This is a genomic window from Clostridium sp. HBUAS56010, from assembly GCF_007115105.1.
Classification (GTDB): domain Bacteria; phylum Bacillota; class Clostridia; order Lachnospirales; family Lachnospiraceae; genus Lacrimispora.
Genome location: NZ_SULJ01000002.1, coordinates 204,535 through 225,908 on the forward strand (window position 1 = coordinate 204,535; position 21,374 = coordinate 225,908).

General features: G+C 42.9%; 21 protein-coding genes. 6 read left to right on the forward strand and 15 right to left on the reverse strand.

The annotated features are described in order from the left end of the window. Position 1 precedes the first annotated feature (1 nt). Both FAY33_RS05550 and FAY33_RS05555 read left to right on the forward strand, forming a co-directional pair. Complete coding sequence (locus FAY33_RS05550) at positions 2-1,540, forward strand: response regulator (protein WP_185967507.1); 1,539 nt, start codon at positions 2-4, stop codon at positions 1,538-1,540. After that, a complete protein-coding gene (locus FAY33_RS05555) occupies positions 1,537-2,658 on the forward strand; it encodes a glycoside hydrolase family 88 protein (protein ID WP_347562661.1) in 1,122 nt (373 codons plus the stop codon). The genes FAY33_RS05550 and FAY33_RS05555 overlap by 4 nt, the downstream gene beginning before the upstream one ends. A gap of 24 nt (positions 2,659-2,682) precedes the next feature. Here FAY33_RS05555 and FAY33_RS05560 read toward each other — a convergent pair whose 3' ends face one another. Next, positions 2,683-3,543: a helix-turn-helix domain-containing protein gene (locus FAY33_RS05560; RefSeq protein WP_143319773.1), complete on the reverse strand. Its 861-nt coding sequence runs from the start codon at positions 3,541-3,543 to the stop codon at positions 2,683-2,685. 146 nt (positions 3,544-3,689) lie between these two features. Here FAY33_RS05560 and FAY33_RS05565 point away from each other — a divergent pair, with 146 nt between their 5' ends. Next, the gene (locus FAY33_RS05565) at positions 3,690-5,087 is read left to right on the forward strand and encodes an alpha-glucosidase/alpha-galactosidase (RefSeq protein ID WP_143319774.1); all 1,398 of its coding nucleotides are present in this window, start codon (positions 3,690-3,692) and stop codon (positions 5,085-5,087) included. A 48-nt stretch (positions 5,088-5,135) separates the two neighbouring features. Here the strand turns inward: FAY33_RS05565 and FAY33_RS05570 are convergent, their stop codons facing one another. The 11 genes from FAY33_RS05570 to FAY33_RS05620 all read right to left on the reverse strand — a co-directional run bounded on the left by FAY33_RS05570 (position 5,136) and on the right by FAY33_RS05620 (position 14,992). Further along, positions 5,136-5,627 (reverse strand): metallophosphoesterase, encoded by a 492-nt coding sequence (locus FAY33_RS05570; protein ID WP_143319775.1) that lies wholly within the window; start codon positions 5,625-5,627, stop codon positions 5,136-5,138. After that, positions 5,605-6,237 (reverse strand): RdgB/HAM1 family non-canonical purine NTP pyrophosphatase, encoded by a 633-nt coding sequence (gene rdgB / locus FAY33_RS05575; protein WP_143319776.1) that lies wholly within the window; start codon positions 6,235-6,237, stop codon positions 5,605-5,607. The genes FAY33_RS05570 and rdgB overlap by 23 nt, the downstream gene beginning before the upstream one ends. Positions 6,238-6,261: 24 nt before the next feature. Continuing rightward, on the reverse strand, positions 6,262-7,623 hold the full coding sequence (locus FAY33_RS05580) for a lectin like domain-containing protein (RefSeq protein WP_243126613.1): 1,362 nt from the start codon (positions 7,621-7,623) through the stop codon (positions 6,262-6,264). After that, the gene (locus FAY33_RS05585; RefSeq protein ID WP_143320041.1) at positions 7,613-8,740 is read right to left on the reverse strand and encodes a class I SAM-dependent RNA methyltransferase; all 1,128 of its coding nucleotides are present in this window, start codon (positions 8,738-8,740) and stop codon (positions 7,613-7,615) included. Before FAY33_RS05585 ends, FAY33_RS05580 begins: the two co-directional genes overlap by 11 nt. A gap of 43 nt (positions 8,741-8,783) precedes the next feature. Continuing rightward, positions 8,784-9,332 carry a phosphodiesterase gene (yfcE, locus tag FAY33_RS05590; RefSeq protein ID WP_143319778.1) on the reverse strand — a complete coding sequence of 183 codons (549 nt, stop codon included), beginning with the start codon at positions 9,330-9,332 and terminating at the stop codon, positions 8,784-8,786. A 67-nt stretch (positions 9,333-9,399) separates the two neighbouring features. Next, a complete protein-coding gene (locus FAY33_RS05595; RefSeq protein ID WP_143319779.1) occupies positions 9,400-9,705 on the reverse strand; it encodes a rhodanese-like domain-containing protein in 306 nt (101 codons plus the stop codon). A gap of 198 nt (positions 9,706-9,903) precedes the next feature. Continuing rightward, positions 9,904-10,296, reverse strand: coding sequence for a hypothetical protein (locus FAY33_RS05600; RefSeq protein ID WP_185967508.1), 393 nt, complete (start codon positions 10,294-10,296; stop codon positions 9,904-9,906). A gap of 433 nt (positions 10,297-10,729) precedes the next feature. Then, positions 10,730-11,461, reverse strand: coding sequence for a C40 family peptidase (locus FAY33_RS05605; protein ID WP_143319780.1), 732 nt, complete (start codon positions 11,459-11,461; stop codon positions 10,730-10,732). Positions 11,462-11,593: 132 nt separating this feature from the next. Beyond that, positions 11,594-12,286, reverse strand: coding sequence for a C40 family peptidase (locus tag FAY33_RS05610; protein ID WP_143319781.1), 693 nt, complete (start codon positions 12,284-12,286; stop codon positions 11,594-11,596). 181 nt (positions 12,287-12,467) lie between these two features. Continuing rightward, on the reverse strand, positions 12,468-12,941 hold the full coding sequence (locus FAY33_RS05615) for a DUF1700 domain-containing protein (protein WP_143319782.1): 474 nt from the start codon (positions 12,939-12,941) through the stop codon (positions 12,468-12,470). Between the two features lie 113 nt (positions 12,942-13,054). Beyond that, positions 13,055-14,992 carry a fructose-1,6-bisphosphatase gene (locus FAY33_RS05620; RefSeq protein ID WP_143319783.1) on the reverse strand — a complete coding sequence of 646 codons (1,938 nt, stop codon included), beginning with the start codon at positions 14,990-14,992 and terminating at the stop codon, positions 13,055-13,057. Between the two features lie 99 nt (positions 14,993-15,091). On the opposite strand from FAY33_RS05620, the gene FAY33_RS05625 reads away from it, so the two are divergent. Next, positions 15,092-15,901 (forward strand): MBL fold metallo-hydrolase, encoded by an 810-nt coding sequence (locus FAY33_RS05625; protein WP_143320044.1) that lies wholly within the window; start codon positions 15,092-15,094, stop codon positions 15,899-15,901. A gap of 77 nt (positions 15,902-15,978) precedes the next feature. Further along, the gene (locus FAY33_RS05630) at positions 15,979-16,266 is read left to right on the forward strand and encodes a hypothetical protein (RefSeq protein ID WP_143319784.1); all 288 of its coding nucleotides are present in this window, start codon (positions 15,979-15,981) and stop codon (positions 16,264-16,266) included. Positions 16,267-16,341: 75 nt separating this feature from the next. On the opposite strand, the gene FAY33_RS05635 is transcribed toward FAY33_RS05630, so the two are convergent. Then, complete coding sequence (locus FAY33_RS05635) at positions 16,342-17,529, reverse strand: iron-containing alcohol dehydrogenase (RefSeq protein ID WP_143319785.1); 1,188 nt, start codon at positions 17,527-17,529, stop codon at positions 16,342-16,344. 213 nt (positions 17,530-17,742) lie between these two features. Here FAY33_RS05635 and FAY33_RS05640 point away from each other — a divergent pair, with 213 nt between their 5' ends. Beyond that, positions 17,743-18,912, forward strand: a complete 1,170-nt coding sequence (locus tag FAY33_RS05640; RefSeq protein WP_143319786.1) for a M23 family metallopeptidase — start codon at positions 17,743-17,745, stop codon at positions 18,910-18,912. A 40-nt stretch (positions 18,913-18,952) separates the two neighbouring features. Here FAY33_RS05640 and FAY33_RS05645 read toward each other — a convergent pair whose 3' ends face one another. Together FAY33_RS05645 and FAY33_RS05650 are read right to left on the reverse strand one after the other, a co-directional pair. Next, positions 18,953-20,197 (reverse strand): DUF1015 family protein, encoded by a 1,245-nt coding sequence (locus FAY33_RS05645; protein WP_143319787.1) that lies wholly within the window; start codon positions 20,195-20,197, stop codon positions 18,953-18,955. Between the two features lie 10 nt (positions 20,198-20,207). Next, positions 20,208-21,371, reverse strand: a complete 1,164-nt coding sequence (locus tag FAY33_RS05650) for a phosphoglycerate dehydrogenase (RefSeq protein ID WP_143319788.1) — start codon at positions 21,369-21,371, stop codon at positions 20,208-20,210. Positions 21,372-21,374 lie beyond the last annotated feature (3 nt).

Here is a 21,374-nt window from a genome sequence, read left to right on the forward strand (position 1 = left end):
TATGCTAAGACTGATGATTGTAGATGATGAACAAATTATACGAGAAGCACTTTCTAAAATGATTGATTATGAATCTCTGGGGTATCAACTGATTTCAACTGCCAAAAACGGCATGGAAGCCTATGATATTATTTGTGACGAGTATCCGGATGTGGTAATCACTGATATCCGGATGCCAATTTTAAATGGTCTGGATCTAATCAGCCGTTCCATCAAATCAGACTCCCGTATCACCTTTATTTTATTATCTGGATACAATGACTTTGATTATGCCAGACAGGCAATGAAATACGGAGTGCGCTATTACCTCCTGAAACCAACTGACAAACAGGAACTGATAGACTCTTTGATTTCCATACGAAAAGAACGGCAAAAAGAGGAGGAAGACAGAAAGTTACAACAGAAGAATTTTCTTAAAAGTCTGAATTTTCCCTTGGAACAGAGCTTCATTATGGACTCTTTAGAACATCAGGATTCTTTTTCTGCTGTTTTCCGTAAATATGAAGGATTCTTTTCTTTTCCCGCAAATTGTCTTTATGCCTGTATCTGCTCATTTGTAGAAAAAAACTACCTTCATTTATTTGCAGCCGATATGAAGAAACTCTTAGAACATGCAGGTGTTTCCTTACAATTTTCCATTCTATATGTAAAGAATACGGCTGTTTTAATCTTTCCTGCCTCTACTCTGGCATTTCAGGAGGAGATGGAAAGGCTGATTACAAAGCTGAGCTACCCAGGTCAGTCCGTCACCTTTGAAACAGAATTTCTTCATCAGGACTCCACAGAAACACTTTTTCAGACCATTATTTCTAAAATCTCCCGATTTGAGCGGATACTTCTGCTGGGAGAAGAAGGGGATTGCCATGAGATCAAAAATCACATTGCATCTCCCTGGATGATCAATCACTTAGAGGATTCCATCACCTCTGCCAAGAATACCGTTCAAGCCTCCAGACTCTTAGATTCTGTTTTTCACGGTTCCATGCCTGTCTCCACTGCAAGGAATCTTGCCCTGGGTTTATTTTTAAAAAATAACGTAAAGCAGGAAAAGCTTTCCACAGACGCTGCCTGTGATTTCTTCCGACGCATTTATTCCTGCAGCACAGTAGAGGATATACGCAAACTCCTTCAGGTCGTTATGGTACAGAAGGAACCGGAGGTATGCTGTCAGAAAACCAGTTCCAATATTGCTCTGCTGAAAACCTATATCAAAGAACATCTGGATTCGGAAAATATCTCTTTAAAATGGCTGGCAGAAAATTATCTGTTTGTCAGTGTGGGATATTTAAGCAAGCAATTTGTCAAAGAGGAGGGAATGCGTTTCTCCGATTATTTAAATAAAGAAAGAATGGAGGAAGCCATTCGTCTTATGACCTTCTATCACAATGACAATATCAAACATATCGCCCGTCAGGTGGGATTTGGGAGCAATCCCCAATATTTCAGCCAGGTATTTAAGCGCTATACTGGCTTTTCCCCCACTGATTACATAGAAAAACTGAAACCATTCACACAAGCAAAAAAAGGAGAACAGCAATGATGACAAATGAAGCGTTACTTGAGAAGATCCACCTGGTAGTAGAAAAATTAATGAATCTGGGAGGCAGCGACTACGGCAAAGACCAAAGCGCCAGCCAGACCGATACAAAAAGAGGAATCATACAACGGGATTTTGGAATCGAAGAATGGGACTGGCCTCAGGGCGTGGGACTATACGGTCTTTATAAACTTCAGGATTTTTATGGAGATGACCGATACTTAAATTTCTTTCAATCCTGGTATAACAGAAACATAAAAGAGGGACTGCCTTCCAAAAACATCAATACAACCACCCCTTTTCTCCCCCTTTCTTATCTCTTTCATAAAATGGAGAACCAGGAGGAATTAAAAGCTCTGTGCGAGGAACGGGCCAATTGGCTTATGAAGGAACTGCCTAAGACCCCGGACAACGGATTCCAGCATGTGACCAGTGCCATTGGAGACAGGAACGGGATCGCCGCCAATGAAGGACAGCTCTGGGTGGATACTCTGTTCATGTCCGTGCTGTTCTTAAATCATATGGGCGATCAGACCAACCGGACTGACTGGAAAGAGGAATCCATTCACCAGTTTCTGGTTCATATTAAATACCTTTACGACAAACAGACAGGGCTGTTCCACCATGGATTCCGTTTTGATCAGATGGATAACTTTGGAGGAGTCTTCTGGTGCCGGGGCAATTCCTGGTTTACCTACGGGATTATGGAGTTTCTCGATAGCTGCAAGGAGGAATTAACTCCCGGAGTACGGAGCTACTTTATTGATACCTTCCGTTCACAGGCAAAGGCGCTCTTAGATCTTCAGTCCCCAGCCGGTCTGTGGCACACCGTTCTTACGGACCGCACCAGTTATGAAGAAGTATCTGGCTCCGCTGCAATTGCCGCAGGTCTTTTAAGAGGAGTAAAAGCAGGAATTCTCGACGATTCCTATAAAAACGCGGCAGACAGGGCAATTACTGCTATCTGCAACAATATCTCTGAAGATGGAACGGTTTTAAATGTATCCGCAGGAACTGGAATCGGCATGGATGCAGACCATTACAAACGAATTCTAACCATGCCCATGGCATATGGACAGGCACTGGTTCTGACTGCCTTATATGAAGCACTGGAAAAATAACACAAAAAGGAGGCGGGAAGGGCGTTATTCTGCTCTTCCTGCCTCTCTTCTGTATTTAGACGGAGTCGCATCCGCATGTTTCTTAAAGATCCGCTCAAAATAGGTAATGCTTTCAAATCCCAGAATATCAGAAATCTCAGTGATAGAATAATCACTGTTGGCAAGAAGTTCTTTTGCTTTCCGGATTCTTGCCAGATTCCGGTATTCATTGACAGAAAAACTGGTCACTTCACGGAAGATTCTGCTTAAATAGGATTTGCTGATAAAAAAACGTTCTGCAAGTTCTTCCAGCCGTTCTCCGCTCTCACAATGAAACGTTAAGTATTCCGCAACTTCATGAACCTTCTCATGCTTGGCGGTCTGTACGGTCAAAGGAATTTCTTCCCTCACGTTCTGCTGCCGGCTGCGGTGAACCATGAGTAAAATCTGAGCAAGTTTCAGACGTACCATAACTTCATACCGTTCTGCTCTCTGTTTCATCTCATATGCCATGGAAAAAAGCAGAGACTTCATCTCCTCCCATTCTGTCTCTGACAATTGAAGAACGCCGTAATAATCTCCAAAGATTTTCTCCAGAGACCAGATTCCTGTCTGCCTCAGCCACGGTTCCAGAATTCTTCCATTTAACTGTAAGAGAATCCGGTCATGAGTTCTGCTTCCTGCCTGACTTGTCTTATGAACCTGTTCCCTGTTAACCAGAACTGCATTCCCAGCCTTCACATCATACGTCTCTCTTTCTATAAAATAATACCGCTCCCCCTCTAACAAAAAATAAAGTTCATAGGTATCATGAAAATGCTTCATGGTCATGGAATACTCCTGATCCCTCACCACCCGGTCAAGTGTGATTCCCTCCATGCTCTCAGAAAACAAAGTCTGTTCCATTGCCCCTCCCGATTAGTAGCCAAAAGTATGATTATGGCAAAAAAAGCACCGATTCTATAAGAATTATAATACTATAATCTATTATAATAAGCAATAGAAGCCATAACAAAATGCCTGATATACCACGAATTACAGGAGGATTTCTTATGAAATATGCCAACAACAAAGTCACCGATCTTACCATTGCCTACATAGGAGGAGGGTCCAGAGGCTGGGCATGGACCTTCATGACCGACTTGTCCTTAGATGACTCTTTAAGCGGAACCATTCGCCTTTACGACATTGATGAACCTGCTTCCAGGCACAATGAGATCATCGGAAACAATCTCTCCCAAAGAGAAGATACCATTGGAAAATGGAATTATGTAACCTCAAAATCCCTGGAAGAAGCGTTAACCGGATGTGATTTTGCAGTCATCTCCATTCTTCCCGGAACCTTTGATGAAATGGATTCTGATGTCCACCTTCCGGAGCGCCTTAAAATCTACCAGTCCGTAGGGGACACCGCAGGTCCTGGAGGCATGATCCGCGCGCTCCGCACCATTCCCATGTTCGTCACCATTGCAGAGGCAATCAGGGACTATTCCCCGGATGCCTGGATTATCAACTATACCAATCCTATGTCCCTGTGTGTGAAAACCCTCTACGAAGTCTTCCCTCAGATCAAGGCATTCGGATGCTGCCACGAAGTTTTCGGCACTCAGAAAGTTTTAAAAGGAATCTGTGAAGAGACTTTAGGACTCCAGAACGTGGATCGTCGTGACATTCACGTCAATGTTCTTGGAATCAACCATTTTACATGGTTTGATGAAGCTTCCTATAAAGGGATTGACCTGTTTCCGATTTACAGAGACTACGTTGACGCCCACTATGAAGAAGGATATGAAGAACCGGATAAAAACTGGGCAAACAGCACCTTCGAATGTGCGCACCGCCTAAAATTTGACTTATTCCGTCGCTACGGACTTATTGCCGCCGCTGGAGACCGCCATCTTGCAGAATTCATGCCTGGAGAAGAATATCTAAAAGATCCGGAAACCGTGAAAAGCTGGAAATTCGGTCTGACTACCGTATCCTGGCGAAAAGAAGACCTTGCAAAACGTCTTGCAAAAAGCGAACGTCTGGTAAAGGGAGAAGAAGCGATTGAATTAAAGCCTTCGGGAGAAGAGGGGATTCTCTTAATTAAATCTCTCTGCGGTCTGGAACGCACCATCAGCAATGTCAATATTCCAAACACGGGTTTGCAGATTCCCAACTTATCCCCGGATGCGATTGTGGAAACCAATGCGGTATTCTCCCGTGACAGCATCAAACCGCTGATTGCCGGTTCCATTCCGGAGAATGTTCTGGAATTAATCCTTCCCCATGTTGAAAACCATGAGAGGATTTTAAAAGCAGCTCTGACCTGCGACCGTTCTCTGGTATACGAAGCTTTTGCCGCTGATCCTCTCGTAAAAGGGCGTGCCGACAAAAGCCAGATCAAAGCCCTGGCAGATGATATGATTAAAAACACCCTCGCCTGTCTGCCGGAAGGCTGGAGATAAAAAAAGAAACGCTTATGCCGATTCAATATCCATCGGCATAAGCGTTTTTCATCCAGTACAAAAGTTAAGGGTAAAATGAGCTTCTCCTTTTTCCTCCACATCCATAATCATATAGGAGGCTTTTCTTCCCTCCTGTCTTGGATAAGACAGACTGCCTGGATTCAGGATAATTACCCCGTTATGTACCTCGTAAAAAGGTCTGTGGGTATGCCCGTACATTACAATATCCAGATTCCTCTCTCTGGCTTCTAATTCCAGCCGCTCCACTCCAAGAGAAACATTGTAATAATGTCCATGGGTCAGCATGACCCGGTATTTTCCAATGGTAATCTCCTTTTCCCTGTCTAAATCCGAGAAAAAGTCATTGTTGCCAAGAACCATATGAACCTGACAGTTTTCTCCTGCCCAGCCGACGATCTTCTCTTCACTGCCTTCTACATCTCCAAGATGGATCAGCATGTCAAAAGGTCCCTCTTCGGTGATCACTTTATAAAGGTTCTCATCTCTGCGGTGAGTATCACTGACGATTAATGCTTTCATCGTTTTTCCTCCCGTAAAGACTCATAAGTTTGCATTTCATGGCTTCCAGTGCTTTTCCCCGGTGGCTGATCTGATTCTTCTGCTCCATAGTGAGTTCTGCTGCTGTCTTATTATATTCCGGTACAAAAAAGATGGGATCATAGCCAAACCCTTCCGCTCCTGCAGGACGATCTGCCAAAAATCCTTCCATGGCTTCTTCTGTGTGAAGTACACTTCCATCTGGCAGAACAGCGGCAATATTACAGACAAACCGCGCACTTCTTTCTTTCCCTTCCGCCTTTGCAGCCCGGTTCAGAATGTTCTGGTTCTTAATGGCATAAGAAGTATCTTCTCCCATATATCTGGCAGAATAGATTCCGGGTTCTCCGTTTAAACAATCAACCACCAGTCCGGAATCATCAGCAAGTACGATTCCTCCAGTCTTTTTCCACACTGCCCTGGCTTTTATCTCTGCATTTTCCCCAAAAGTCTTACCATCTTCCACAATATCAAGATGGACTCCTGCTTCTTTCATGGATAAAATCTTCCTGCCAAGGTCATTGAGAATCTCCCGGATTTCACGCATCTTTCCTTCATTCCCGGTCGCAAAAATAATGTTCTCGCCGTTCATTTGTTCTCTCCTTTATTCCCTGTTTCACTGATCAATTGTATATGCTTTTAAACACAGATTACACTTCTGTGATTCTTCCACCCGTTCCCACATCTCCCCATCAGGGCTTAAATATCCTTCTCCATCAAAAATATCTACTTCTGTCCTGCCATCTCCTGCATCGTATTCAATTGCAGCCGGATGAACTGCTCCAGGGGTAGTAATCTTCACCATTACGGCAAAGCGCCCTGGGTCTTCAAGCTTCATGGACTCTTCAAAAAAAGGAACTGTATAATAACCTGCATGCTCAAAACTTCCGGAAGCAAGAAGCTTTCTTTTATCAAACACTCCCCCGGATAAAATATCCTCCTGCTCCTTTACCTGGCTGACGCCGTATACTTCATAAGAGGTATGAGCATCCGTGGCATAAAATCCAACTGCTGATAAGGTCTGTGGTGTTGAAGCCTCATAAACATTGGTTAACCACACCGTATCCTCACCATATCCAAGCTGCCCCACCCAGCCACGGAGATCAGACTGGTATATATGGTCATAATTATCCGTATCTTCCGTAACGGAATAGACCAGATTATTCATCCCAATATTAGAATCGTAATAGGACACATAATAATACCCCTGTTCCCCGAATCCTTTTCCCCAGCTATTAAGACAGATAAATGCTCCGTCTCCATTGACATCCGCGAGAAAGTTCTCCTTGGGATATTCATCGTCCCACCCAATGATCACAGAATCGTGATTGGGCGGTTCTGAGCCAATATAACTGTAGGCACAGGCTTCCTCATTGTATGCCGCAGAATCGCTGTTCTCGTCTGTCATGGCAGTGTACAAAGAGCTCTGCACCCCTCCGTACTTCATAACAGCCCGCTTAATCTTCTCATAATCCTTTCCAGGAATCATCTGGACTTCCTGGACGTGCTTTACCGCCTTTAAGCCTTTGGGACTGAATCCATCTCCATAAGGGTCCTGGGACTCTAACACAGGTCCTTTCCAGGAAAGAAGGTAAGCCAAAGACATGGTGAATTCCCCGCCCTCTTCCTGTGGAATGGAAAATCCATTGCCAAGGGACATGTGATCTTCGGAAAACTCATAGAACTCTCCCTGAAGCAGGCTGGCTTCCAACGCCTGCAAAGAAGCAAAAGCCCAGCAGGTTCCTAAGGTTCCCTGATTTTTCACCGCCGGAACTCTGCCTTCTTTTCTCCCGTCATAGGACACCGGCAATTCCAAAGCTTCCTCTTCTGCCTCTGTAATAACTGCTTCCTCTTCTGCCCCTGTAATAACTGCTTCCTCCACCAGCTCTTGTGCCGGTTTATCTGTCGTTACCAGATGACAGCCGCTTAAAAGGCAGACTGTCAGCAAGGATATTCCAATCCATTTTCTATTTCTCAACCACATCTCCTGTTTTTCTTCTTGGGGGTTTTGGTCCCATAAACTGATAAAAATAGGTTTTCATCATACCATTATAAATCTTACGGTTCTTATCTGCTTTTCTTCCAATATAGCGTTCTGCATCCTCATAAGCCGTTATCATATACAATGACCACGCATCCAAGGCTGCGTACCGCTGTCCGATCTGGCGGTAAAGCTCAGGAAGATTCTCCTTATCCTCAAGACGCTCTCCATAAGGAGGATTGGTAATTATAAATCCATACTTTTTTGGATGGCTGAGAGCGCTGACAGATCTTTGCTGAAAATGGATCATATGGTCCACGCCCGCTGCTTCTGCATTGGATTTTGCGGCCTTTATGATCTCAGGATCAATATCATACCCCTGAATATCTACCTTCACATCTTCTTCCACAAGGTCGTTTGCCTCATCCATTGCATTGTACCAGCATTTCCTTGGAATGAGATTCTTCCAGTCTTCGGAAAGAAAGGAACGGTTCATTCCAGGTGCCATGTTGGCAGCCATCATGGCAGCTTCAATGGCAAAGGTACCACCTCCGCAAAATGGGTCAACCAGGATTCTGTCTTTATTCCATGGAGTGAGCATGATGAGTGCGGCAGCAAGGGTCTCGGTAATCGGGGCCTTACTGTTCAGAGTACGGTATCCTCTTTTGTGAAGGGAATCTCCGGAGGTGTCAATCCCTACGGTTACCTGATCTTTATAAAGAAACACACGAAGAGGATAGCTGCTTCCATTTTCCTCGAACCACTCAATGCCATATGACTTTTTCATCCGTTCCACCATGGCTTTTTTCATAATGGACTGAATGTCAGAGGGGCTGAAGAGTTTACTCTTAATGGAAGAAGCCTTAGCCACCCAGAATTTTCCATCCTGTGGTACATACTCTTCCCATGCAATTGCCTTTGTTGCCTGAAAAAGCTCTTCAAAGGTTTCCGCTTTAAAACTTCCTACCTTTAAAAGAACCCGCTCTGCTGTGCGCAAAAACACATTGGCACGGCAGATGGCTTCATCATCTCCAATAAAGGTTACTCTTCCGTCTTCCACCAGGGATATATCGTAACCCAAATCTGTAATTTCTCTTTTTAATACCGACTCCATACCAAAATGGCAGGGGGCAATCAGTTCAAATGTTTTTTTCACCTTATTCTCCTAAGTTCATTTCTTGTTGTACATTCCCCTCAAAATCCAGAATACGGAATACCTGATCTTCCAGTATGGCATAGGTAGGAGGATTTCCTCCTTTTGGAATGGAAACAGAACCGGGATTTAATATGGTAATATCTTTTCCCTTTTCTGCTTTCAGTATGTGGGTATGGCCGTGAAGCAGAATGTCTCCTGCCTTTACAGGGGGCAGATGATCCTGATTGTAAACATGACCATGAGTTGCATAAATAGTAATACCGTCCACAACAAACAGGGCATAGTCCGCAAGTACCGGAAATTCCAATACCATCTGGTCTACCTCTGTATCGCAGTTTCCACGGACGCAGTAGATTTGGTTTTTATATTCATTTAACATGGCAATCACTGCTTTTGGCTCATATTCTTTTGGCAGATCATTTCTGGGACCGTGATAGAGAATATCTCCTAATAAAAGCAATCTCTCTGCACCAGACTTTTTATATTCATCTAACAGAAGTCTGCAGTAATAAGCAGATCCATGGATGTCAGAAGCAATCATATATTTCATAAACTCTTTCTCCTTCTGTATATAATAGATATATTTTAAAGCCACGGGGGTAGTTCTGTCAATGAATTTACTGAACCATATATTTTCCTTTATAATATACAATTCCATTGGCAACGTTAATCACATGATACCCATATTGCTCCAGATATCTGCAGACCATCATACTCTGACCGCCTCTGGAACAATAAAATAAAAGCACCTTATCCTGTGGCAGTGTATTGATCCAGCGGTTTCTCTCTTCATATGGGAGATTCACAGCCCCTTTTAAATGTGATTGCCGGTAAGACTGTCTATTTCTTAGATCTATAAGCATAGTCTGATTCTGATCCTCTATATAATCATCAATTTCCCAAATCGGAATTGTCTGGAACATCTTTTCACCTGTCCTTTCTGATGAACGGTTTTGCTGCAAATAAAAATATAACATCGTCCATTAGTATAATATATTCCAGATTTTTGAGATTGCGAGGATTTTCATAGACATGCCAAAACTGCATAAAAAACGCAGGAAAGGACCAAAATGTCACTTTCCTGCGCCTTTTTTGTGTGGCTGTTAAATCTCTTGTGAGGTTTAGTTTGTCTTATTGCGGCTGCTGCTGTTGCGGCTGCTGTTTTGAGACTTATTCTGGTTGTTGTTCTGTGATTTGTTCTGGCTATTGTTCTGGTTGCTGTTCTGGCTGTTGTTCTGATAGCTGTTCTGGCTATTGTTCTGGTTGTTGTTCTGATAGCTGTTCTGGCTATTGTTCTGGTTGTTGTTCTGATAGCTATTCTGGCTATTATTCTGGTGATTGTTCTGATAGCTGTTCTGGCTATTGTTCTGAGATTTGTTCTGGCTGTTATTCTGGTTGTTGTTCTGATAGCTGTTCTGGCTGTTATTCTGGCTCTTGTTCTGGTTTGTGTTGCTGTAATTTCTGGAAGAGTTGTCCATATCGTTGTAGCTATCGTTGTAATTATCCTTAGACATTGTAATACCTCCTGTGAATGTTGTAAGTTACAACAATTATTATGGCGAAATACAAAAGGATTATACTGATAAAATTATTTTAAAAAAATTAAAAATGGAAGATATTTTGTTTTAAATGAAGCTTTAGAAAAAAATAACTTTGCATTTTCTCTAAGGCTATATTATAATTAGTATGAGGAGATATTTTTCCTCATCCTTATTAATTATTTATACTCCCCTCGAAGACAGCCGGAATAGCTCCCCTATTCCGGCTGCCTTCCTTTTTTTATTTTATTTAAACTTCCTAAACCAATACCAAGAACTTCCTTAAACTTATCATTCATATTCTCTGCCCTTAATAAGATTTTTTATATTTAAAAAGGTCTCCAACAATCCCTTGTTGAAGACCATATACCCTATCGAAAATTCGATTATCCGCTTATTATAAATCCATTTAGTCGCCAAGAACATTGACGATCTTAACAGGTTTCCGATAATTCCATGGAGACGTCTTAATTCCTGTACTGTATGTGGAAGAATGAACTACCTGACCATTGCCGATATACATAGCAACGTGATTAATAGATCTTCCGCTTGAATAGAAAAGCAAATCGCCGGGACGCATCTGATCTGCACTGATGGCTCTTCCCTGTGCAGCCTGTCCACCGGAAGACCGGCTTAAATTAATTCCTGCTGCATGCTTCAATACATATCTGGTAAATCCAGAACAATCCACTCCGGTATGAGGATCACTTCCGCCATAAGCATAACGACCGCCTACAAACTGTAATCCATAATTAGCAATGCTTTGTCTGAAATCCACAGCAGCTTCCTCTTTCTTCGTATCTTCAAGAGCTGCTAATGTAGCTTCATCGGTCTGAGTCACAGTTGCATTGCCATCAACGGACAGATAACCGTATGTATCGTTCACTTTCACTTTAACCTGTCCGCCTCCTACGTCTTCCAATACTTCAAAAGAAGATCCTTTGGATGCGGTCATTAAAGCTTCACTTCCTGCTTTGTCTTTATTAATTGTAACTTTATCTGTATGAATAGTTGCCATGTAGTTGCCAAAACTGACTCCCGGACCTGAAATTTCATCTGCTCTTACATCAGAAGGTCCTGCAAACATAATTGCGGTGCAAAAAGCCATAAGTCCTAACGTTTTCCATGTTTTTCTTATCATCGGGAAATCTGCTCCTATTTTCACTTTTTGTTTTTCAAATGTTACATAAGTATTAAAATCATTACGGTTATTATACATTTAATTCATCTTTTCGTCAAGTATTATTTAAAATGATACCAAATTCGTTATTTTTCAGTTTAAAACACTAACAAATTTAACCGGCTTCCGATACATGACGTTTGTTACGATAATTCCGGTCTTTTCTGTAGAAGCATGGACCACTTGTCCATTGCCCATATAAAGGGCAACATGGTTAATTCTTCCATTTTTCCCATAAAATACCAGATCGCCCGGACGTGCCTGCTGATAGCTGATGGTCTGACCTTCAACAGACTGGGATCTGGAACTGTGGCTGACTGAAACTCCGGCTGATTTACCAAGTACATATCTTGTAAACCCGGAACAGTCCACTCCTGAATTGGGATTGGCACCGCCATATACATAACGGCCGCCTACAAATTGAAGAGCATAATCGACTACTTCCTGGCGCTTTACTACAGACTTGTCCACTTTTTCCACAGATTTCTCTATGAGGGTTGCAGAACTGCTCTTTATGTATCCCTGACTTTCGGAAACCTGAATCTTCAGCCAGCCGTCCTTAGGTGCCTCCAGGACTTCATACGTCTTGCCTTCTTCCACTTTAGAAAGAACAGTTCCGTCTGTACCAGCCTGGTCAAAAACAGCAGCACTGCGATCCGTCTTCGCAAAAAGTGCGGTACTGGTCTCCACTGCAATCTCCGCCCCATATGTCTTAGCCGGGTTCCCCAGACCAATGCTTGTCAACAGCCCTAAAAGTCCTAATACCTTCCATGCTTTCATCTCCATACCGGTTCTCCTGTCTTTCCTGTTCATTCAAAGCTTTTTCTAAATATTACATAATTGTTACGTTTTATTATATAGACTTTTTCCCATAATGTCAAGAAAAAACGGAAGCCATAGCATTCTCACGCCACAACTTCCGTTACATTTTTGTAATATTTGCCTTATTTTTTTAACATTTCATGCTTTATCGTCTCATTCCTCTTATGAACCAGACAATAAATAATACGAGAATCAGAGGACCAAATACAGGCATAACCAGGGTGAAAATCCCGGTAAGAATGGTAGCCGTCAGAAAGAAGAACAGCAGAAGTACAACAACTCCAAGAAGCTTCCAATACCATTTGCTCAGATCAAAATAGTGCATACGGTGATTAAAATCTTCCCTATTTTCATATCTGCCCTGCCCTGGTTCCGAATAGGATTCATAGTAGGTATTCGCTCCGGAAGCAGAAACACTCTCTGTGGCTTCCATAATGGTCTTTGCAATCAGCCTGGGATCACCGATGGAAGCAATAATATCTTCTTCTCCGCCTGCGCCGCTGTTCACCTGTGAACTTATATATTCATCATAATATCTGATATTCTCTTCCATCACGTCTCCGGGAACCTCACCGGTTAAAGTCTCCCTTAGACGCTGCAAAAATTCCTGTTTGCTCATCTGAGCCTCCTTCAATTAATCAAATCACTAACTTCCACTATTGTACCATCCGGCGACAGCTTCGTAAATAAACCTTCTCTGAAAAAATTATTAAAATTTACACTTATGACTGACTATTCAATATTTTCTTTTAAAATTCCTTCCCGGTAAGCGGCTACCAGCTCTTTTAAATCGGAAATTCTTTCTGCCAGTTCCGCTCCCTTATCCGTATCCGCCACCATTACACGCTTTTTCACATTCTCCACAACAGAAACTTTGGGCGTACTTTCTTTGTTGGGATTAAAGGGCTTATGCTCCGCCAAAGCCAGATGATTGGAATTATAAATAAGGGTATAACCGGCAATTCCGGTCTTAGACTGATAAGCCTTTGACAGTCCTCCATCAATTAAGAACAGTTTCCCTCCTGCCTTCACCGGAGACTCCCCTTCTTTAATCTTAACAGGAACGTGACCATTAATAATATGGGAACCCTCCTTTGAAAGTCCGAATTCCTCCAATATTTTATTGCAGTACTCTTCCTTAACACTCAGGCGGTAATAAGGATTCATGGGTTCCTTATAGGTCTGACAGTCATCAATAAAATAATGTTCAAAGGTTGTCATCTTTGCTTTGCCATAAACCGGTGATTTTGCTCCGCACCACAGATACCACATAAAATCTCTGGCATCTGCACGCTCTTTGGAATGATCGGGCATAAAATAAGCGTTCTGGACTTTCTGATCCAGATAATCCATCAGAGCCCTGCCGCAGTAAGATTTCTCGTCAATCTCAAGTTCTTCAAAACTTCCATCTTCCTTCATGGGAATGCAGCCATGATAGAGAAGGTTGGAATTATAACATTTATACATACTTCCGTGTGAATAGAGAAAACGTACATGCTTATGAAGAAGTTCATTATGAAGGAAAGACAATTGAAGGGCACGGAGCAGCTCTTCCTCCTCCTCGTTTAGTTTCAAAGGGTCTTTGGGATCAATAGTAGGGAAAAAGGTATCCGTCATGGGGTATTCTTTTCCTTCTACCACAACCGTACCCCTTTCAAAATCCACAGCCTCTAAAAGAATCCGGTCATTCATTTCATATTCCGGGTGGCGCTTGATAATCTGCCCTTCCACCTTAAACTGAATGATGGCAATCGCCTTGTGCATCTTCGCCGCAAGTCCCGGGTCAACTGCATCATAGATATTCTCGTCAAGTATCTGGGGAATAAAACGTTCACAGGGGTCCTCTCTGTAGACTCTGGCTGCAAACATGGACAAAGGTCTTAGGTTGATTCCATAACCGTCTTCCAGCACATCAAAGCTGTTATAGCTGATTGCTATACGCAGTACGTTGCAGATACAGCCCAGATTCCCGGTTGCAGCTCCCATCCATGAAATATCATGGTTTCCCCATTGAATATCCACATCATGGAACTGGAGCAATTCATTCATAATCATATCCGCTCTCGGTCCCCGGTCAAAAATATCCCCGATGATATGAAGGCAGTCGATGGTTAAATTCTGGATCAGCTCACATAAGGCAACGATGAACTTATCTCCCGTCTGGATGTCAATGATGGATCGGATGATCTCACTGTAATATACACGTTTATTATCATCATTGTAATCCACATGAAGAAGCTCATCAATGACATAGGCAAACTCTAATGGCATCTTCTTTCTTACTTTTGACCGGGTGTATTTGGACGATACCATCTTGCAGATCTGCACAAGCCGGTAAATGGTCACTCTCTGCCATTCATCATCGGCTTTGTCGGCGCACTGAAGCTGGTTTAACACCTTTTCCGGATAGTAGATTAAATTAGCCAGTTCCACCTCTTCCCTTTCCGGCATAATGTGGCTGAATGTCTCTGTAATCTTCTCCCGTATAATCCCAGAAGCACTTTTTAACAGATGAATAAATGCTTCATGTTCTCCGTGTAAATCGCTGAAAAAATACTCCGTTCCTTTTGGCAGTCCCTGAATGGCTGTCAAATTGATGATCTCACTGGAGGCCGCTTTTATGGTCGGATACTCCCTTGCCATCAGTTTCAGATATGCTAAATCTCTCATATCACCTTTTCCTCTCCTGATGCACTGTTGCATTTGTATTAATATTATAGTAACATATTTTAGTAAAACAGAAAACCCCCGCAAAAGAAGGAGCGAATGATGGAACAATTATATATCTTCGGAACAGGCAACGCTGCTGTAACCACATGCTATAACACCTGTTTTGCTATCAAGAAAGATCAGGAATTCTTCATGACCGATGCCGGAGGCGGCAACGGAATCCTTGGCATCTTAAATCGTATGGATGTTGACTTATCCCACATCCATCATCTCTTCGTCAGCCACGAACATACAGACCACATTTTAGGTGTCGTGTGGCTGGTCCGTTTTATTGGTGCCAGAATCAAGTCCGGCAAATACGATGGTGACTTTCATATCTATTGCCACAATAATCTGGTTTCTGTCATCGACACCCTCTGCCGTCTGACGCTTCAAGGCAAGTTCTACAAATTGATCGGTGAACGCATTCATCTTCATGGAATCTCTGACGGAGAGACAAAAAACATACTTGGACATGAAGTGACCTTCTTTGATATTCACTCCACCAAAGCAGAACAATATGGTTTTACCACCTATCTGGATGATGGGAAACGTCTGACCTTCTGCGGAGATGAACCATATAATCCAGTTTATTCCCAGTATGTAGAAAAGTGCGGCTGGCTTCTTCACGAAGCATTCTGCCTGTATGAGGACAGAGAGCAGTTTAAGCCTTATGAAAAACACCATAGCACGGTACTGGATGCCTGTAAGCTGGGAGAAGAAAAACAGGTGGAGAACCTGATTCTATGGCATACAGAAGATTCCGATATGACGAATCGAAAAAAACGGTACTTAACAGAAGGAACCTCCAGTTATCACGGGAATCTTTTTGTTCCGGATGATGGAGAAATACTGACTCTTACCCCATAAACATACCCGTAATCTGTGCCTCTCGTCCCCTGCTTTGCATATGATATAACAATAGAACAGGCAAAGGAGTTTCTTTTATGAGCTGCCCAGGCAACTTTACCCCTTACCGGGATGTGGATTGCAGAGATCTCGCCATCTTTCATGAAGCCACCAGAGACCTAAGAGGTACCACTTATAAACCCTATCTCGTGGCGACTCAGGAAGCCAGGGGAACAAATTTCCGTTTCATCTGCAATTCCACCTTTATGACCCGTCCTCCTCAGAACGCGATCACAATGGTGTCCATCTTCAAACCCTTTTGCAAAGAGAAAGACAGGGCAAAACCAGTGGTTACAAATATCTGTAAAATGGGATGCTATCATTGATTTCATATGGTCTGCGCAAAAGACTTTTATATAAAAACAGGGGGGCTAAGCCCCCCGAAGTCACCAACTTTTCTCCTAAAATGCCAGACGGTACACATCCACCATCTCTGATTTTCCAAGTGTTTTGATTCCAGACAGTGTTCTTGTCCCATGGAATGAACATTTTTCTGCCATCTTTTCAAAATCTTCTTCCTTCACCCCTGCCTCAAGTTCCTGCAAACGAACCGGCATGGAAAGGCTTCTAAAGAATTCCTCCAGTCTGTCGATTCCTTGACAGGCAGTCTTTAATGGGTCTTCAAAATTCATCTCCACGTTCATAACACGAACCGCAAGCTGTGCAAATCTCATAGGGTCCGTTTCACACACATATCTCGCCCAGGAACAAAACAAAGCGGATAATCCAGCTCCATGGGCAATCTCCGGATATAGTCCTGACAGTTCATGTTCCAACTGATGAACCTGCATCATGTATTCCCTTCCAAGCCCTGTTAAGTCGTTATGAGACAGACTTCCCGCCCACATCAGCGTTGCTCTTGCATCATAATTATCCGGCTCCTGGTCGGCAACGGCACCCGCTTCCATGACAGAGGTCAAAAGCCCTTCTGCAATGCGGTCTGTCAAAGGTGTATTCTTTGTAGGTCCGCCCAGATACCGTTCCAGCGTGTGCATCATAATATCCACAGTTCCGCATCCGGTCTGGAACTTGCTGACCGTAAAGGTCAGTTCCGGATTCAGAATAGCAAAAAGAGGACGATGAGTGGGGCTGTTAAATCCACGCTTATAACCTCCGTCTTCATTGGTGATAACACAGGAAAGGCTTGTCTCACTTCCTGATGCAGCCAGAGTCAGAATATTGCCATGGGGAAGCGCCTGTTTGGGAACCGCTTCCTTTAAAAAGAACTTCCATGGATCAATATCTGGATTAGCAGTTCCATCTGCAATACATTTGGCTGAATCCAAAACACTTCCCCCGCCAATTGCCAGAATAAATTCCACTTTCTCTTTTCTGCAAAGCTCCATCCCTTCCTTTGCCAGGGAGAGAGTTGGGTTCGGTCTTACGCCGCCTAAAAGTACATATTCAATTCCATTCTCTTTTAAAGACTGGGTAACCTCATCCAAAAGTCCTGTTTTTTTCACACTGCCGCCGCCAAAATGAATGAGTATCTTCTGAAATCCGTATTCCTTTATAACCGTTCCAACCTGTTTGTGGGTATCCCGTCCGAATAACACTCTGGTAGGCACACAATACTCAAAATTATTCATTCCCAAACCTCACTTTCCTGCGGGCACGATTCCTATTTCCCCGCTATGCTTATTCTTTTATTATAACACGATCACAGTAAAATTCCAATATGACTGAAAAACAGGGTTTTCATCATAATATTCCTGCTTTTCGCATATCATATATGGGAAAGCCTTAAAGAGCTGCTTTCCCTTTTCACTTGTATGTCTTATGGAATGACAAGGAGAACACTGATGAATCTATTCAAAAAAGGCTTTAACCGTCCAAACGTATCCAGGCATCATATGATTATTTACATAGAAGTAATTATTTTGACTTTCCTTCTGGTCTCACTCTTTTTCATATCTCCAGGGGGCACCCTATCCTTTCCGGTTATGAATCAGGACGGAAACGCCAGTTCCTCAGAAGCAAAAAAATTCATTAAGTGGGTGGACTTCCAAGTCACATCAAAAGCAATGCAGGAAGCATTCCGCTACGATGTTAACACCTGTCAGTCTGACATCCATTTAAACTGGGTGGATTTACTTGCTTATCTTGGTGCAAAGTACGGCGGTGATTTCTCCAGGTATTCCACCAAAGACTTAGATGGACTTGCAGAACAGCTCTTATCAGGCAAGACCATGGAACAGCTTACGGAAAAAATGAAGTATTATCCTTATTATAGAGAAGCTTACGGTGCTGTACTGGACGGACTGGTAGGAACTTATGAAATTCAGATTCCTTCTTCCAATGCCCCTCTTTATGCAACTCCTGCCCTGCTTCCTGACGGCTCGCCGGACCCGGAGCGGGTCTGGGTACAGAAATACGGGTTAAAAGGGTTTTCCCCTGTTGCAAAAGGGTATCCTTACAATGATTTTGACGATTTTGGAGTTGCCAGGTCTTACGGCTACAAACGCCAGCATCTCGGTCATGATATGATGGGCCAGGTGGGAACACCTGTTATTGCAGTAGAAAGCGGATATGTGGAAGCCATTGGCTGGAACCAGTACGGGGGATGGCGTCTCGGCATCCGGAGTTTTGATGGGAAACGCTATTATTATTACGCACATTTGAGAAAAAATTACCCTTATCATAAATCTTTAAAACAGGGCAGCATTGTTACAGCGGGAGATGTCATTGGATATCTGGGCCGTACCGGTTACAGCCGGACAGAAAATACCAATAACATCAATGAATCTCACCTTCACTTTGGACTTCAGCTCATATTTGACGAATCCCAGAAGGAGGGAAATAATGAAATCTGGGTTAGCTGCTATGAACTGACCAAATTCCTCTCTATGAACCGTTCTGAGACATTAAAAAACCAGGAAACAAAAGAATACAACCGGGTTTATGATATGAAAGATCCAGCCATTCCAGAGAATTTTGTTCCTCCGGAACCTGTAAAAGAAGAAAAAGAATAGAAAGAAGGGACCAGAGCAATCGTTGCCCGGTCCCTTCTTATTATATTGCTGACAATGGATGAATAAACAGTCCGCTTCGAAGCTTCGGCTCAAACCAGGTAGATTTGGGCGGCATCAGAAGACCTGCATCTGCAACCAAAAACAGCTCTTCGATGGAAGTTGGATACATGGAAAATGCCACTTCCATATCTTCTTTACACCGTTTTTCCAATTCTTTCAATCCACGGATTCCACCGATAAAATCAATCCGGTTATCTGTTCTGGGGTCTTTCACTCCCAAAACCGGATCAAGTAAATGATCCTGGAGAATGGAGACATCAAGACCTTTGACCGGATCGTTTGAAGTAAATGATTCCTTAAGGGTCAGAGAATACCAGGTATCATTGAGGTACATTCCAAATGTCCCTTTTCTTTCCGGAGAGTATGGTTCTGCTCCCACCTCTTTCACCAGAAAAACTTCTTCTGCTTTGTTAAGAAACTCTTCTTTGGAAAGGCCGTTTAAATCCTTTACCACACGGTTATAAGGCATAATCATCAACTGATCATCAGGAAATAAAACGGAAAGGAAAAAGTTAAATGGCTCTTTTCCTGTGTAATCTGGATTCTCTTCTCTTCTCTTAAATCCTACCTTTACCGCAGATGCAACCCTGTGATGTCCATCTGCAATATACGTTGCAGGAACAGAAGAAAAAGCTTCTTCCAGTCTGTTGACCGTCTCAGAATCTTCCACTTTCCAGACTTTGTGGCTGATCCCGTCATCTGCCGTAAAATCATACAAAGCCTTTTTCTTTGTTACATCTGTAACAATCTCGTTGATGATCTGCTTTGAGCGGTAAGCTAAAAAGATTGGTCCGGTCTGGGCATCGGTCCGGTCCACATGGCGGATTCGGTCCTGCTCCTTCTCTTCCCTGGTATTTTCATGTTTTTTAATAATTCCCTCTGCATAATCATCAATAGAAGAACATGCCACGATTCCAGTCTGTCCCCGTCCATCCATGATTAATTCATAAATGTAGTAAGCCTCATTGGAATCTGAAACAAAGGTTCCTTCCTTAATCCAGTCCTGTAACATCTGAGCCGCTTTTTCATACACCCGGTCATCATAGGTATCCACATCACTGGAAAACTGTGTCTCCGGTCTGTCAATATTTAAAAATGACTTTGGATTAAGCGCTGTCACCTCACAGGCTTCTTTGCGGTTATATACATCATAGGGGAGAGCTGCCACAAGATGAGCACAAGACTCCGCCGGTCTCACACATTGAAACGGTTTTACGATAGCCATATTGCCCTCCTTATTTAATCACTCTGACCCGAAGAACTCCTTTGATGGCATTAAGCTTCTGGATGCTCATGGCATCAGGAGCATTTTCCAGATCAAGAAGAGTATAAGCATATTTTTCACGGCTCTTATTGGTCATATCAGAGATGTTTACATTTCCTGCTGCCAGTGTTCCTGTAATCTGTCCAATCATGTTTGGTATGTTTAAATGAAGAACAGCAATGCGGCTGGCTGCCTTGCATACACCCATGTCGCAGTTAGGGAAGTTGACAGAGTTTCTTATATTACCATTATCAATATAATCCGTAATCTCCTCCACTGCCATCTTTGCACAGTTGTCCTCAGATTCTTCTGTAGAAGCACCAAGATGAGGAATTACAATGGCTCCTTCCAGATGAACGGATGTAGGATTTGGGAAATCCGTTATGTAACGTTTTACTTTTCCGGACTTTAACGCTTCTGCCATATCCTCTTCATTCACAAGAATATCTCTTGCAAAGTTTAATATGACAGCACCATCTTTCATCATGTCAAAAGCGGCTTTATTAATCATTCCTTTTGTAGAATCCATCAGAGGAACGTGAACGGTAATGTAATCGCATTCTTTGTAAATACTATCCAGAGAAGTAATGTGCTTTACGCTTCTGGACAATCCCCAGGCGGCACTTACAGAGATAAATGGGTCGTATCCATACACTTCCATTCCAAGAGAAGAACAGGCATTGGCAACTTCCGCACCAATGGCACCAAGACCAATGACACCAAGTTTTTTGCCCTTGATTTCCTGTCCAGCAAATGCTTTTTTTGCTTTCTCTGCAGCCTTTGCAATGTTCTCATCATCTTTGTTCGCCTTACACCATTCAATTCCTCCAGTAATATCACGGGAGGCCAGTAAAAGCCCTGCTATAACCAGTTCCTTTACTCCGTTGGCATTGGCTCCTGGTGTATTAAATACAACCACACCTTCGGCTGCACAGCCATCGAGAGGAATGTTATTCACTCCGGCTCCTGCTCTTGCAATGGCTAATAGCCCTTCCGGAAGTTCCATCTCATGGAGGGAAGCACTGCGGACCAGTACCCCGTCTGCTTCTTTGATGTTGTCGGTAAGTGCATATTCTTCTGATAATAATGCGGTTCCACAAGGGGAAATTTCATTTAAGCAATGAATCTTTTTCATCTT